Annotated in this window: 11 protein-coding genes and 1 tRNA gene; 10 read left to right on the top strand and 2 right to left on the bottom strand. The window is 66.5% G+C overall.

The window, feature by feature from the left end:
- Nucleotides 1–760, bottom strand: a 760-nt coding sequence (locus tag VFV09_15515) for a zinc-dependent metalloprotease (protein ID HEU4869118.1), incomplete at its 3' end; no start/stop codon positions are given.
- A 397-nt stretch (nucleotides 761–1,157) separates the two neighbouring features.
- Between VFV09_15515 and VFV09_15510 the strand changes: the two genes are divergently transcribed.
- From VFV09_15510 to VFV09_15465, 10 genes are all read left to right on the top strand, one after another.
- Nucleotides 1,158–1,325 (top strand): hypothetical protein, encoded by a 168-nt coding sequence (locus tag VFV09_15510; protein ID HEU4869117.1) that lies wholly within the window; start codon nucleotides 1,158–1,160, stop codon nucleotides 1,323–1,325.
- A gap of 14 nt (nucleotides 1,326–1,339) precedes the next feature.
- Entirely contained in the window at nucleotides 1,340–2,344 is a 1,005-nt protein-coding gene (locus VFV09_15505; protein ID HEU4869116.1) for a rod shape-determining protein, read from the top strand.
- A gap of 53 nt (nucleotides 2,345–2,397) precedes the next feature.
- Nucleotides 2,398–3,579, top strand: coding sequence for a MarP family serine protease (locus VFV09_15500; protein HEU4869115.1), 1,182 nt, complete (start codon nucleotides 2,398–2,400; stop codon nucleotides 3,577–3,579).
- Complete coding sequence (locus tag VFV09_15495) at nucleotides 3,567–4,640, top strand: PDZ domain-containing protein (GenBank protein HEU4869114.1); 1,074 nt, start codon at nucleotides 3,567–3,569, stop codon at nucleotides 4,638–4,640. The genes VFV09_15500 and VFV09_15495 overlap by 13 nt, the downstream gene beginning before the upstream one ends.
- A 61-nt stretch (nucleotides 4,641–4,701) precedes the next feature.
- Nucleotides 4,702–7,443 (top strand): ATP-binding protein, encoded by a 2,742-nt coding sequence (locus tag VFV09_15490; GenBank protein ID HEU4869113.1) that lies wholly within the window; start codon nucleotides 4,702–4,704, stop codon nucleotides 7,441–7,443.
- Nucleotides 7,444–7,456: 13 nt separating this feature from the next.
- Entirely contained in the window at nucleotides 7,457–8,641 is a 1,185-nt protein-coding gene (locus VFV09_15485) for a hypothetical protein (protein HEU4869112.1), read from the top strand.
- 90 nt (nucleotides 8,642–8,731) lie between these two features.
- Nucleotides 8,732–10,759, top strand: coding sequence for a DivIVA domain-containing protein (locus VFV09_15480; protein ID HEU4869111.1), 2,028 nt, complete (start codon nucleotides 8,732–8,734; stop codon nucleotides 10,757–10,759).
- Nucleotides 10,760–10,825: 66 nt separating this feature from the next.
- A complete protein-coding gene (locus VFV09_15475; GenBank protein HEU4869110.1) occupies nucleotides 10,826–13,663 on the top strand; it encodes a UPF0182 family protein in 2,838 nt (945 codons plus the stop codon).
- 40 nt (nucleotides 13,664–13,703) lie between these two features.
- Nucleotides 13,704–13,780: transfer RNA gene (locus tag VFV09_15470), tRNA-Met, on the top strand.
- A 63-nt stretch (nucleotides 13,781–13,843) separates the two neighbouring features.
- A complete protein-coding gene (locus VFV09_15465; GenBank protein ID HEU4869109.1) occupies nucleotides 13,844–14,839 on the top strand; it encodes an LLM class flavin-dependent oxidoreductase in 996 nt (331 codons plus the stop codon).
- Between the two features lie 44 nt (nucleotides 14,840–14,883).
- On the opposite strand, the gene VFV09_15460 is transcribed toward VFV09_15465, so the two are convergent.
- On the bottom strand, nucleotides 14,884–15,220 hold a 337-nt coding region (locus VFV09_15460; GenBank protein ID HEU4869108.1), incomplete at its 5' end, for a hypothetical protein.

Genomic DNA, 15,220 nt, shown 5'->3' with positions numbered 1-15,220 from the left:
GGAGGACCGTGCTCAGCTCCTGGGGGTCGCTGAGGTTGCCAAACTTAGAGGCCAGCTGGGACGAGTCGATCTCCGCAGCGTTCATGTACTGCTCGATCAGGCCCAGAAGGTACGGCCGCATCCAGGCGACGGACTGAAAGTGCAGCTCGTGCGAGACCTCGTGCAGCGCCAGCCACATGCGGAACTCCTGTGGCTTGACCTGAAGGTCCCTCTCGGTGTCCAGGATGTTCGGGAAGTTGAAGTAGAGCCGGCCGGGGCGGGTGCGGGGAAGGCACACGTCCCACATTCCCAGGGCCTTGTGCGACATGTAGCCGAAGACCAGCCCGATCTGGGAACCCATGAGGAACGGGGTGACTGCGCCGATCAGGGGACCGGCGGGACCGAACCCGGCCCCGGCGGCTGCGTTGCCGGACAGCTTCACGGCAAGGCGTTCGATGAGCGGTTTGAGGGCGTCGAGGTTGACCTGGGCCCACTGGCTGCGCCAGAGCAGCCTGACGTCGGTGACTCCCTGCACCGGTCCGAAGCCGGTGTGGCCCACGACGGCCAGCTCGGCGATCCGGCAGGCCTGGTTGAACTCGTCCAGGTCGGCGGACGACGGTTTGCCGGACCGCAGGCCGGAGGAGGAGACTGCGCCGGATATCTCGCCGGCGATCTTCCAGTCGACCGGGCCGGCCTGTCCTCGAAGCGCGTTGTTGATCTCCCGGAACAGGGGGATCTCGAGCAGCCTGCGGGTCAGCTCGGAGTTGTCGATGCCGTCCATCCAACTAGTTTGTCACCCCTTTGAAACGAGGCCGTGTGAGCCGTGGGGGTGAGGGGTAATATGTTTGTTGTTCCAAATCGGCAAACCTGTACACTTCAGCTGAACAAGTTCACAGCGGTAAGCAGCAGCAAGCAGTTTGGACACCAGAGAGGGGGAATTCCGGTGGACCTCGTCAACCCGGTATTTTGGATCATTCTTTGCGTTTTGGGCCTTGCATACGTTCTGGCACTGGCACTGCGCAACTAGTCAAAAATCTTCGCAGCTTCATGGAGCGCCGGTTCATCCGGTGCTCCTTTTTTTGTGTCCAATCGGAACAAAGATGCTTTGAATCTGCAGCCCTTCGGTTACCCTTATGCCTTACTCAAGCGCTGGCCCAAAGACTTTTCCGGAGGAACCATTGGCCTATCTCATCTTTGCCGTAGTAATGGCCACCGCACTGATCTGGTACCTCTCCATGAGGATGAAGACCCCCAACGACCCCGCAAAATCGGTCGATTCGTTCCAACGCGCCATCAAGGCTCTTGCTCCCGAAGCGGACGAAGATAAGGACCGCAAAGCTAGCTGACTGGAGCAACTTTCATGGGCCGCGACCTGGCGATAGATCTGGGCACCGCCAACACCCTGATTTACGCGAGCGGCCAGGGCATCGTGCTGAACGAACCCACGGTGATCGCTCTGAATCGGGAGAACAACCAGGTCCTGGCCGTCGGTCAGGAAGCCTGGCACATGATCGGCCGTACCCCCGGCTACATCGTGGCCGAACGCCCCCTTCGTAGGGGAGCGATCAGCGACTTCGACATCACCGAGCGCTACATCCGCCTTCTGATGCAGAAGGTCGGTGTTCGTAAGATGGCCCGCACCCGCGTGCTTATTGCAATCCCCTCGGCAATCACGGGGGTGGAAAGGCGAGCGGTTCAGGACGCGGCGATTGCCGCCGGGGCCCGCTCCGCCTACCTGATCGAGGAACCGGTAGCCGCAGCAATAGGCGCCGGCCTGCCCATCCAGGAGCCGACCGGCAACTTCATCGTCGACATCGGGGGCGGCACGAGCGAGGTCGGGGTACTGGCTATGGGCGGTGTGGTGGTCAACAAGTCCATCCGGGTCGGCGGCTTCGACATCGACGACGCCATCGCCCGCCACATCCGCAAGGAGTACGCCATAGTGGTCGGCGAACGGACCGCGGAGCAGATCAAGATTGCCATCGGGTCGGCCTTTCCGCTGGCCGTCGAGGAGAAGGCCGAAGTCAAGGGGCGCGACCTGGCGACCGGGATGCCCAAGACCATTCAGATCTCCTCCGAGGAGATCCGGGAGGCGATCTCCGAGCCCGTCCACGCGATAGTCGAGGCCGTGGTGTCGGCGCTCGCCGAGACCCCCCCCGAACTGGGCCAGGACATCATGGACCGCGGGATCGCGCTGACCGGCGGAAGTGGCATGCTGAGGGGGCTGGACATGAGGATTGCCGAGGAGTGCGACGTGCCCGTTCACCTGACCGACCGACCCCTGGAATGTGTGGTGTTCGGCGCCGGCAAATGCCTCGAGACCATGCACCTGTTGAAAGACCTCTTTGCGTCGACGAGACCCTGACCGGCAAACCAACCCGATGAAGAGCCTGCCTTTGTCACCGCGCTCCGCACCACATGACTGAGCTGAACTGGGTCGACCTCCTCGTCCTGTTCCTGGTCGTCGTCTCGGCGATCCACGGGTTCATCCAGGGTGCCGCGGTGCAGGTCTTCTCCTACGCCGGGTTCATCCTCGGCCTGCTCCTGGGAGCGAAGCTCGGCCCGATCGCCGGGGACTTCGTCGACAACCCGGCCCTGCGTGTCGCCGTCGTGATCCTCACGCTGTTCGGCACCGCGTCGCTCGTCGGAACCGTGGGCAAGTTCATCGGCGCCAAGGCGACCTGGGCGGTGCCCAAGGCGTCGCCCCTGGGCGTCGTGAACTCGGTCGGCGGGCTGGGGGTGGCGGTGATCGTCACTCTCGCCAGCACCTGGCTGATCGGGGGCATGCTCGCCCAGGTCGGCCTGCCCATTACCGCCGACTTCCAGGAGTCCCGGGTCATGAGGGGGCTGACCGAGAACCTGCCCCCGGCCCCCTCGGTTTTCTCCAGCATCCAGAGAAGCCTTCTTCCCTCCGGCTTTCCGCCGGTCTTCGCCGAGCTGGAGCCGTCGCCGGCGCCCGAGGTGCCGGTCACCGGCATCCCGAACCTGGACAGCATCGTGGCGAGCGCCCGCCCCAGCGTGCTGAAGATATCGACGTTGGGCTGCGGCCGGCAGACCTCCGGGTCGGGGTTCGTCGCGGCGCCCGGGCTGGTGGTGACCAACGCTCACGTCGTAGCCGGAGTGGACCGCCCCTCGGTCATCGACTCCGCCGGCACCCACCGAACCACCGTGGTCCTGTTCGACCCGAAGCTGGACCTGGCGGTTCTCAGGACCAGCGGTCTGGCCGGCCGGCCCCTGGCCCTCCAGCGCGGGGAGGCGCCCCGGGGACAGCAGGGCGCTGCGCTGGGCTTTCCCGGCGGTGGGCCCTTCACGGTGACGCCGGGAGCGGTCCGTGATCTCTTCGAGGATGCCGTCGGTAGGGACATCTACAGCCGGGACCTGGTCTCCCGAAACGTCTACCAGATCGATGCCGAGGTCCACCCCGGGAACTCCGGCGGTCCGTTCGTGAACGCCGAGGGACAGGTCTCCGGTGTGGTATTCGCCTCCTCGCTGGTGAACCCGAAGATCGCCTACGCGCTGACCTCCGCCGAGGTTGCGGTGCGGGTGGACCAGGCCAGTGCCGTCAACGCCGCCGTGGACACCGGTCCGTGCACCCGTTGAAGCCCGACGCCGGGTTCCGGCGGCAGATGTGGTGGATCAGGGCGACCCGGTTCACCGTGCTGTTCTCGTTCATCGGGATAGTCGCCGTCTTGGGGACCTTCGTTAAGCTGCCGCTGCTGATCCTGGAACCCGGTCCGGCCCCGGACGTGGCCCGCCGAACCGACATCGACGCGGTCACCTACCCCTCAGCGGGTTCGATCCACCTCACCACCGCCCAGGTCCGTTCTCCCGGGGGCGCCACCGGCGCAGACCTGCTCAAGGCGATCTTCAACCCCGACAAGGTCGTGTTCCCCAGGGAGGCGATCTACCCGTCCGACGAGTCGCACGCCCACACCGAGTCGATCCAGGCCGCCCAGATGACCCAGAGCGAGCTGGAGGCGGCGGTGGCGGCCCTGAACGAGCTCGGCATGCCGTACAAGGCGGAGGGGGTGTTCGTGAGCGAGATAGCCGAAAGCTCACCGGCCTCCCGCCGGTTGGTCGCCGGCGATGTGATCGTTGGGATCGAAGGCGAGCCGGTGGTGCTGGTCGAGGACCTGACGGTGGAGCTCGAACGACTCACGCCCGGAGACTCGGTCCGCCTCGAGGTGCTGCGGGGTGAGGACAACAAATCGTTCTCCGTAAAGACCTCCGAGCCTCCCGCCGGCTCGAAAGGCGCCGGCCTGGGGGCCGAGCTGGTGCAGTACCGCAAGGCGCCCATCGACGTGTCGATCTCCAGCCGGGATATCGGCGGGCCGTCGGCCGGGCTGATCTACGCCCTGTCGATCTACGACCGTCTGGTCCCCGACGACATCACTGGCGGCCGGACCATCGCCGGCACCGGAACCATCGAGAACTCGGACAAGCGCACCGGGACCGTGGGGGCCGTAGGGTCGGTCGACCTGAAGGTCAAGGGAGCCGGCCGGATCGGCGCCGAGGTGTTCCTGGTGCCCAAGGCCGAGCTGGCGGAGGCCGAGAAGGTGGCCGGGTCGGACATGGAGGTTATAGGCGTTTCTTCGCTCAAGGAGGCGATTGCGGAGCTGAAAAAACTGCCTCCGACAAAAATTGCTCAAAAAAGTGCTTAAGAATTTTAGAAACGTGCCGATGTATGTCCGCGCTTCCTCTATCAAAGCGTAAATTGACGCGATGGATCTACTGCCGGCTCCATTCCATTTCGCCGCCACCTTCCTCGTAACGGTTGCGGCGCTTGGGGGAACATGGGTCACCATCTACCGGCCCAGATACGTGCCGGAGGGTACGGCGCGTCGTTTTCTATTCGGTTTCGGCTGGCTCCTGCTGGCTCTGGGGGAGCTGCTCCACGGTTCCCTGATCGCGGCGTCCGAACAAAACCTCGTCGCCCTGGCGTTCCGGTTGTCCTCGTACGTGATGCTGGTTGCGGGCATCCGGCCCCTGGCTCTGGGCAAGCCCAGGCCGGCCGAGGCGGTGGTCGACAAGGTTCCGTCCCCGGGACTGCCCGGCGCCGGCTCGCCGATCTCCACCCGTCCTCCTGTAGTCCCTGCCGTGCGCCGGCTGATCGTCGCACTGGCGCTGTTTGCGGCGTCGGAGGTGTTCTTCGCACTGGTCGACGGGCTCAGCACCGACGACCCCGGCGGCCTCTGGTTCCTGGTCCACGCCCTGCGGCTTGCCGGCGGCCTGGCCGTACTTGCATGGCTTGGTCAGGTGGTCCGGACCTCCATCCAGGCCCGCGTTGTGGCGGTGTTCATCGGCCTGATGCTGGTGGTCGTAGTGGCAATCTCCGGCTCCATGACCCAGGTGTTCACCAACAACTTCACCCGCGAGCTCCTCAACCGGGCCCAGCGAGAGGGCGAGGTGCAGCAGAGGATCTTCGAAGGCGTCCTGGACGAGTCCAACAGCCAGGCGCAGCAGGTTTCCCGGAGTGAGAGCGTCCGCCAGGTGTTCGCAACCAGGCCCGCAGCGTTGAAGCAGGTGCTCGAACGGCTCCAGGGCCCGGGTCAGGCTTTCGACCGGTCCGACTTCATGGCCGCCCTCGACCCGCAGGGGGCGCTGCTGGCCGTTTCCGCCGCCGGCCCGGGCGGACGGGACACCCTGGCGGTGGCCGACGCCCTGAACCTGGTGGGCACCGAGGTCGTCCAGGGGGCCCTCGCCCGGGACGAGGCGGGCCAGTCCGTCGACACACTCGGGCCGGGAAAGATTGCCGCAATCGGAGCGGCGCCGGTGTTCAACCCCGAAAACTCCCAGAAGATCGGCGTCCTGGTCTCCGGCCGGCTGATCGACCTGGAGTACCTGCAGGAGCAGCGGTCGGAGGGTGAGGTCTACCTGATCACCCGCTCTGAGGTCCTCGCCAGCACGACCAGGACCACCGACGGCATCATCCCGTCCGACAGGGGAAACATCGAGACCCTGTTCGAGAACGGCCGGCGCATCTCGGTCCTCTCCGAGGTCGGGAACGACGAAAGGTTCAACTCCTACGTGCCGCTGGTGCGCGGGGACGAGGTCATCGCCGCGCTGGTCTTCAGCACCCCGTCCGGCGTGATCGGGCTGGAGCAGCAGAACCTTGCCGGGCCGCTGTTCTTCATCGCCCTGTGGGCCTCCGCCATGGGGGTCGGTCTCTCGCTGCTGTTCGGCGCCCGCATAACCCAGCCCATCCGGGACCTTACCGAGGCGGCCGACCGGGTGCGGGAGGGCGACCTGACCGCCCGGGTCTCGCCCAAAACCTACGACGAGGTCGGCGTGCTGGGGGAGACATTCGACCAGATGACCGTCTCGCTCGCCCAGCTCACCCGCGACCTGCGGGACACCGCAGACGAGCAGGTGCAGCTCAGGCGCCGCCTGGAGACGATTCTTCAGTCCATGACCGACGGAGTCCTGGCGGTCAACAACCACGGGGTGATCGTGGCGTTCAACCGCGAGGCGGAGCGCATCCTGGAGGTCAACCAGTCCCAGGTCATCGGCCGCAACGTCAAGAAGGTCCTGCAACTGCGCGACTCCGCCGGCAAGCCGGTTTCTCCGGCCATCTACGACCTGCAGACCGGGTCGGTTAGCGGAACCGTCGCCAACCTTTCGAGCAACGCCAACCGCCCCGTGGTGGTGACCTCCGCCCCCATCGCCGACGAGGCGGGGGAGGTGCTGGGTGCGGTGGCCGTGCTGCGTGACCTCACCCGGGAGGTCGAGATCGAGAAGATGAAGACCGAGTTCCTGGCCAACATCTCGCACGAGCTGCGGACGCCGATCACGCCTATCAAGGGTTATTCCGACCTGCTCCGGCGCCGTGAGGTGCCACGGGAGCAGCAGGTGACCTTCCTGGAGGGGATCCTTGCCTCGGCGGAGCGTCTCGAGCGCATCGTCGAGATGCTGGTCGACTTCTCCGCCATGGAGGCCGGCCGGCTCGAGCCCAACAAGGTGGCGGTCGACTTCGACCAGGTGACGGCCGAGCTGGTCGAAAAGTGGGCGCAGAATGCTCCCAACCACCAGTTCGAAAGATCCGGGTTCTCCAGCATTCCAAACGTCGAGGTCGATCGCCGGCTGGTCCCGCTGGCCATCAGTGAGCTGGTGGACAACGCAGTCAAGTTCAGCCCGAACGGCGGCAAGGTCCAGCTGACGGCCGAGCACAGCCAGAACGGCAACGGCAAGGGCTACGTGCGCATCTCGGTGAAGGACGAGGGAATCGGCATCGACCGCCAGCAGTTGTCCAAGATCGGCCAGAACTTCGTGCAGGCCGACGGCTCGGAGACCCGGGCCTACGGCGGGCTGGGCCTCGGCCTGGCGTACGTTCGCCGCATCGCCGAAGGGCACGGCGGCCGCCTGGAGGTCGAAAGCGAGCCGGAAAAGGGGTCCTGCTTCACATTGGTCTTTCCGGCCGAGGAATTTCCCAAGGGAACTGTGAGAGAAGTCTTTGCGCGCAAGTAGGAGTCGGCTCCCCGTGCTGGGTGTGCTGCTCCTGGCAGCCGCCCTTGGCTCGGCGTGCTCGCAACCCTCGGACGCTGCAGAAACGATCGGTGCGCTGGGCAGCATCCAGGGCTCGGTCGAGCTGACCCGGGATGGGTCGAGCAGGAAGGCGGTAGCCGACGAGGATCTCCTGGCGGGCGACGAGCTAACGGTGGAGGAGTCCGGCAGCGCCACCTTCCGGTTGGGGGAGAACACGAACTTCGAGCTGGCCGGGGGGTCGGCGCTGCTGAAGGGGGCCGGTGCCGTCGAGCTGACCGGCGCCACGCTGCTGGTCTCCTCGTCCAGGCCGGTCGAGCTGGACCTGGACGAGTTGGGGCTTGCGTTCAAGAGCGGCGCGGTGCGCGTCGACCAATCCAGCCCCGGGAGGGTGGCCGCCTACGAGGTGGAGGACCTTACGGTGAGCAGCGGCGACCAGGATGTGCCGCTACCCCAGCTGTGGCAGCTTACTGTCACCGAAGACGGGAAGCTGGACCAGGCCCGGCCGCTGCAGTTCTCCCGCGACGACGCAATGGATGCCGGGCAGCTGGCGCACGCTCTGGACGTCGACGGCAAGCTCGGCAACCTGCTCCGGGGGGCCGAGCCGCAGCTGGCCGCCAGTGACGGCTCGTCGCTCAGTGCGAGGTTGGCCGGTGCAGGCATCACCCCTGAGTCGCTGGCCAGGTTCACCACCGCAACCCGGTCCGACCAGCTGATGGGTCTGGCCTTTGCGCGGGAATGGAAGAAGGGCGCTCCGGAGGAGCTGGCAAAAGGATTCGAGCAGGCGCTGGCCCTGAAGGTGCTCGGCGCGACCTGGGGCCTGGTTGCGCAGAACTTCGACGTCGACGGGGACGGCCTGTCGACCGGCCTTCAGGCGGAGCTCACGGCGGTGCTGTTCCCGGCCGGAACCACCACGGCCGACCGGCTGGTTCCCGCGCCGCCGCCGGCCCCTGCGGCCCCCCGGCCGGCCGCCTCGGCGACGCCCAGGGTGACCGGGCAACCGGCCCCCGCTCCCGCACCCGCCCCGGCTCCGCAGCCCGGCTCCGGTGGAACGCCGTCGCCCACCCCTCCGGGCCTGATAGGGCCCGTGCTGGATCCCCTCCGGCCTCTGCTTCCCGGTGAGCTGGAGGCAATCATCGACGAGCTCTACGGCCTCGTGCACGGACTAGTCCCCCTGGTCTGAGAGCTGCCGGCAGTGCTTTAAACCGCCGAACCCAACCGTTAGGCTTTCCGGGACCCCCTCCCGCCCCATCTCGAGCCTGATGGAAAGCACATGGATCCCGAAGAGATAGAAAATCGCCAGTTCCTGGTCCAGATCCGGGGATATGCGCGGGACGAGGTCGAGGCTTTCCGCGAGGAGGTAGCTCAGGAGATCAAGATTCTCCGGAAGCAGCTGACCAAGGCAACCTCCGACCTGTCCCACACCAACTCCGAGCTGGCGAACGCCAAGTCACAGCTCGCCGAAGCGAACGCCCAGCTGGCCGAGGAACGAGCCAGGCCCGTTCCGGAACCCGCGCCGCCGCCGGAGACGCCGGAAGCGGCCGCGGCCCCGGACCGGGCGTCGATGTTCCACATGGTGGGCCAGGAGACCGAACGAATCCTTTTGGCCGCCGAGGAAGCCGCCGAGCAGATCCACGAACAGGCCGTGAAGGAGTCGGCCGAGCTGATGGCCGACACCCGGATGCGGGTCGAGCGCTCACTCGCCGAGTTCGATGCCGCCCGCCGGGCCGCCGAGGAGGACTTTGCCGGGATTCGGGACTCCCGCAGCATGGTTGCCTCGCAGCTGGAGGACATCCGCAGGCGGCTCGAGGAGACCATCTCCCGTCTCAGGGTTCCCGTCGAGCTTCCCGGGTCCAAGCCCGCCTCTCGTTTTCGCCCTCAGCCGGATGCCGCCGAACGGAAAGCCCCCCAACCTCCGGCCGAACGCAGGCCGGTCGACCCCCAGGCGCAGCGGCAGCGGGAGATGGAGGCGGCCAGGGAGCTGCAGGCCCGGCAGACGGCCCACCGCAGTGAGGCCAGCCGGCGTGAGGAAGAGTTGAAAGCGGTTCAAGCGGAGGCCGAGCAGAGGGCCAGGGCGGAGAGCCAGGCACGGGAGCGTGCCGCGGCCGAGGTTGCCGCCCGGAAGGCCCAGCAGGCGGCCGACCTGCATGCCGCGGTTGCCGCCGCCCAGGAGTCCGACCGGGTGCAGGCCGCCCGGGAGGCGGAGCGGCTGAAGTCGGCCGAGGCGGAGCGCCTCAAATCAGAGGAAGCGGCTGCGGCCAGAGCACGAGAGAACGAAGAGGCCGCCCAGAAGGCCCGGAAGGCCGAAGCCGAACGAGCCGCTGCCGAAAAGGCCGAAGCGGAAAAGGCGGCGGCAGAAAAGGCGGCAGAGAAGGCCGCCCGTGCCGAGGCCGACCGTGCGAGCCAGGCTGAGAAGGAACGCGCCGGCAAGGCGAAGGCGGCCGGGTCGGAGAGGACCTTGAAGGCGGTGCCTGCTGCCCAGCCGAAGGAGGCCGCACCGGAAGCGCCCAAGGCGCAGGGTGAAGCCGGGTCGAGCCTGGACGAGCTGCTTGCCGAGATCCGTCGCAAGCGTGAGGAGGAGGAGCGGCACACGGCTCAACCGAAGGAGGATCAGGAACCGGCTGCGGCACCGGCCGCCGCCGCCGAAGAGCTGTCCCGCCGGAGCGAGGCATTGGGCGACCTTCCGGCCCAGACCGCGCGCCGCCTGAAACGGCTCCTCCAGGAGGAGCACAACGAACTGCTCGATCGCCTGAGGACCCAGCGGGGCAAGGGGGATATCGAAGACAACCTGGCGCCGCACAACGAGCAGCTTGGTCGTTTCGTCTCCGGGCTGAGCGAGGCGCTCGGCCGTGCGTTCACCGAAGGGCGGAGGATCGCCGGGTCGAAGGGCGACGCCGACCCGTCGGCAGCAGTCACCAAACTCGTCACCCGCCAGGTCCTGAACCCGCTGCGAAGCGAGATCACAAAGGCCATACAGGCAGGGCTCGAGGCGCAGGACTCCGCCTCTTCGCTATCGGAGCGGGCCAACGACGTGTTCCGGGTATGGAAGGGCGTTCGCACCCAGCTGCTGGGGGAGGGGATCGCTTACGCCGCTTACCACCAGGGCCTGGTCGACGCCTGGGGCTCCAAGTCCGGCGCCACGAAGACCTGGGTGTTTTCGGCCGACGAACAGGACTGCCCCAACGACATCTGCCGGCGCAACGCCGATGCCGGCGCGGTGGCGCTCAAGGCTCCGTTTCCGAGCGGCCACCTGGCCCCTCCGGCCCACGGCGGATGCACCTGCACACTCGGCGGTTCCTGACCGGTCCGCCCACCTTCAGGCCGTTTTGCACTTAGGGGCTAAAGTGGAAGCGCAATGGTGATCAGAATGCCCGCATCAAACAACTCCCGGCGGGTCCGTGTCGGTTTTCTGGTCGTCTTCTTCCTTCTCATAATCTCCATCTCCACTGCGGTAGGGCTCTACACCGACCTGTTGTGGTTCAAGGAGGTCGGCTACCAGCAGGTCTTCTGGAAGGTGCTCTCCTCCAGGGCGACCCTCGTGGGCGCCTTCGGCCTCGTCTTCTTCGTTTTGTGCCTGGTGAACCTGCTCGTGGTCGGGCGTGCCGCGCCGGCCTACCGCATACCCAGCGGAGACCAGGAAGATCCGTTCGAGCGGTTCCGGGAAGCCTTCATCCCGTTCTCCAAATGGATCCCCATCGGCATCAGCGCCTTCCTCGGGCTGCTCTTCGCCCTCCGGCTGGCGCCTGCCTGGGATCGGTTCGTCCTGGCGATGAACGCGGTCCCGTTCGACGCGGTCGACCCGATCTTCAACAAGGACATCGGCTTTTTCATGTTCCGGCTGCCGATGTACCAGCTGATCTACGCCTGGCTGTTCTCGGCGCTCGTCGTCATCACCCTGCTGGTCACCTCGGCCTACTACCTGACCGGCGCCATCCGTCCGCAGGCGGCCATCGACCGGGTCAGCGCCCAGGTCAAGGTCCACCTCTCGGTACTGATCGGGCTGGCCGCGCTGCTCCGGGCGTGGGGTTACCGCCTCAACCAGTTCGAGCTCGTCTACTCGGAGCGCGGCACCGTCGGAGGGGCCTCCTACACCGACGTCAACGCGGAGCTGCCGGCGCTCAAGCTTCTCGTCGCCATCTCGATCATCAGCGCCATCCTCTTCCTCGTGAACATCCGGTTCCGCGGGTGGACCTTACCGACGATCGGAGTCGGCCTCTGGCTGCTGACGTCGGTGCTGGCCGCCGGTCTGTTCCCGTTTGTGATCCAGCGGTTCCAGGTCGAGCCGGCGGAGCTGCAGAAGGAGCGGACGTTTATCGACCGAAATATCAAGGCAACCCGGACGGCATTCGGCCTGGAGTCGATGAAGGTCCAGGAGTTCCCCATCGAGCCGGGGATCAGCGCCCAGAGTGTCGCGGAGAACCAGACGACTCTGAACAACGTCCGCCTGTGGGACCCTCAGACCCTGATGAGCGCTTTCCGGCAGCTGCAGGAGATCCGGACCTACTACAAGTTCCAGGACGTCGACGTCGACCGCTACAACCTCGGCCCGGATCGCAGGCAGCTGATGCTGGCGCTGCGGGAGCTGGACGTCACCAGCCTGCAGAACCGCTCCTGGCTGAACGACCACCTGGTGTACACCCACGGCTTCGGCGCGGTGGCCAGCCCGACGAACGAAAGCACCGGCGAAGGGGCGCCCCAGCTGGTGCTGCAGGACATCCCCCCGGTGGCGCAGCCGGAGGAGTTGAAGCTCGACCAACCCGGGATCTACTTCGGAGAGGGCCCCGGCACCTACTCGGTGATCAACACCGAGCAGCGGGAGCTGGACTACACCGCCCCGGAGGGCAACGAGACCACTGTCTACGACGGCGAGGCCGGCGTTCGCCTGGAGCACCTGTTCCGCCGCCTGGCGTTCGCCTGGCGGTTCCGGGACGTCAACCTGGCCATCAGCGGCCTCCTCGACGCCGACTCGCGGGTCATCTTCAACCGGGACATCAGGGAGCGCGTCCACAAGGCAGCCCCGTTCCTCGAGCTGGATGGAGACCCCTACGCTGTGGTTTCCGAGGGGAAGATCATGTGGGTCATGGACGCCTACACGGTGTCGAACATGTACCCCTACGCGCAGAGCGTCGACCTGAGCCAACACACCAGGATCCGAGGCGGCGTGAACGAGGGCGACCCGAGCATTCTGGGGAACGAGAATTACGTCCGCAACTCCGTGAAGGTCACCATGGACGCCTACGACGGCACGATGAAGTTGTATCGCTGGGACGAGGAGGACCCGCTCATCCAGGCGTGGAGCAAGGCGTTCCCGGACTTGTTGGTCGACAAAGAAGAGATGCCGGCCGACCTTCTGGCCCACGTGCGGTACCCCGAGGACATGTTCCGGATCCAGGCGAGCGTCTACCAGCGGTACCACATGACCGACCCCACGGACTTCTACCAGCGGGAGGACGAGTGGGTCATCCCCGCCAACCCGATGCGGGGGACCGGCGCCGCGGCCGCCAACACGCAGGAGCTCGAGCCGTACTACGTGCTGATGCGCCTGCCGGACACCGACAAGGAGGAGTACGTGATGATCCTCCCGATGAACCCGCGCAACCGCCCGAACATGGTTTCGCTGCTGGCGGCCAAGTCCGACCAGGAGGAGTACGGCCAGCTCGTGGACTTCCGGTTCCCGACCGGTGTCCAGACCGGTGGTGTCGGGCAGATCCACTCCCGGATCAACGCCAACGAGGAGATCTCCCGGACCATCACGCTGCTCGAGCAGAGCGGCTCGGACGTGATTTTGGGCAACCTGCTGGTGATCCCGGTGGGCAAGTCGATCATGTACTCGCAACCTTTGTTCCTCCAGGCCAGCAACAACGCCATCCCGGAGCTGAAGTACGTGATCCTCGCCACCGGCGACGACGTGAAGATGGCGCCGACCCTGGACGAGGCTCTGGCGGCTCTGCTGGAAGGAAGACCGACGGTGACCCCGGCCCCGGACCTGCCCGTGGACCCGGATGCTCCGCCTGCCCCGCCGCCCGCCCCGGGACCGCCGCCGCCCGCACCTTCGCCGGCGACCGGGAGCCGGGATGAGCTGCTGCAGCAGGCGTCCGATGCACTGAACGCCGCCGAAACCGCCGCTCGCAACGGCGACTGGGCAAGGTACGGCACGGAGCTGCAGAGGGCGAAGGATGCCCTTCAGAGGGCCCAGAACCCGTAAGCCCGACAGGCCCTCGCCCGACCTTGTGTTAACCTTGTTGGGCGAGGTGGAGCAGTCTGGTAGCTCGTCGGGCTCATAACCCGAAGGTCATAGGTTCAAATCCTATCCTCGCAACCAAGTGGTGAAAAGGGCGGTCCCTCAGGGGGCCGCCTTTCTTTTGGGCCCGGCCTAGGATGGACGATGAGTTTGCCGAAACTGAGCGTGCTGGACCAATCGCCGATTCCCTCCGGGTTCACCGGCAGCCAGGCTCTGGCCAACACCATCGAACTGGCCGAACTGGCCGAAGGTCTCGGTTACCACCGCTACTGGGTGGCGGAGCACCACGGGACCCTGACCCTGGCCGGGGCCTCGCCCGAGGTCCTGATTGCTACGATCGCCGCCCGGACCGAACGCATCAGAGTCGGAAGCGGGGGAGTGATGCTTCCGCACTACAGCCCCCTCAAGGTCGCGGAGACGTTCAGCATCCTGAGCGGCTTGAACCCCGGACGGATCGACCTGGCGATCGGAAGGGCTTCCGGAACCAACCCCCTGACGACGCTGGCGCTCCAACGGGATCGAACCCGCGCCGCGCCGGACGACTTCCCAGAGCAGCTCGGCGAGCTGATGGCCTATCTCTACGGCTTTGCCGAGCCCCACCCTTTCGACAAGATCCCGCTTCCCGGATGGCCGGAGCTGCCGGAGTTGTGGCTGCTCGGCTCGTCCCACCAGAGCGGCCTGTGGGCCGGCGAGCTCGGTCTGCCCTACGCCTTCGCCGACTTCATCAACCCCGAGGGTGGCTTTGTCGCCGAGCTCTACCGGGAGAGGTTCGTGCCGTCTTCCCGGTTGGAGATGTCCCGGGTCTGCGTCGCCGTATCCGCCATCTGCGCCGCTACCGACGAAGAGGCGGAAGCGTTGGCGTCCAGCTACCGGGCGCTCTGGGTTCAGATTCGAAGGGGAGCGTCGAACGAGGTGCCCAGTGTGGAAGAGGCCCTGGAGTTCCTGGCCGCCGAGGAGCCTTCGAAGCGGCGCGAGCCGCCCCGGAGGCTGCTGGTCGGGTCACCGAAGAGGGTCGTCATGGGGTTGCGGGATGTGGCGGCCGAGTACGGGGCGGACGAGGTGATGGTCGTGACCATCACCCACGACCACCAGGCCCGGATGCGCTCCTACGAGCTGATAGCGGAAGCTTTCGACCGGTAGGCAACAGAAGGGCAGCCTCGAAGGCCTGCCTTTCTGCGTCTGGACTACGCCGTAGCTGCCGGCCTCGCCGGGGCCAGTTTGAACAGCATGTAGGCACAGACAATCGACAGAACGGCGACCACCAGGCCGCCCACCAGCTCTACGGTGGGAAGTCCCACGAAGAGGGCCGGGATGGTTGCCAGCGCGTCCAGCACCCTGGTCACCAAGCCGGTCGGGCGAGCCCAGGTCGCTCCCTTGACGAGTCCGACGGCGGCGGCGATGCTGGCCAGGCCCAGCACGACGGTAAGAACGACCACCAGCGTCGGGGCCGTGGGCTCCGATCCGTCCCCGTTGGTCATCGTCGGCACAACGAGCAGGTCGGCGACTCCCAAAAGTCCGAGC

The sequence above is a fragment of the Actinomycetota bacterium genome (assembly GCA_035759705.1).
Classification (GTDB): domain Bacteria; phylum Actinomycetota; class CADDZG01; order JAHWKV01; family JAHWKV01; genus JAJCYE01.
Note: the sequence above shows the minus strand (reverse complement) of the source record. Positions and strands in the feature narration are given on the sequence as shown.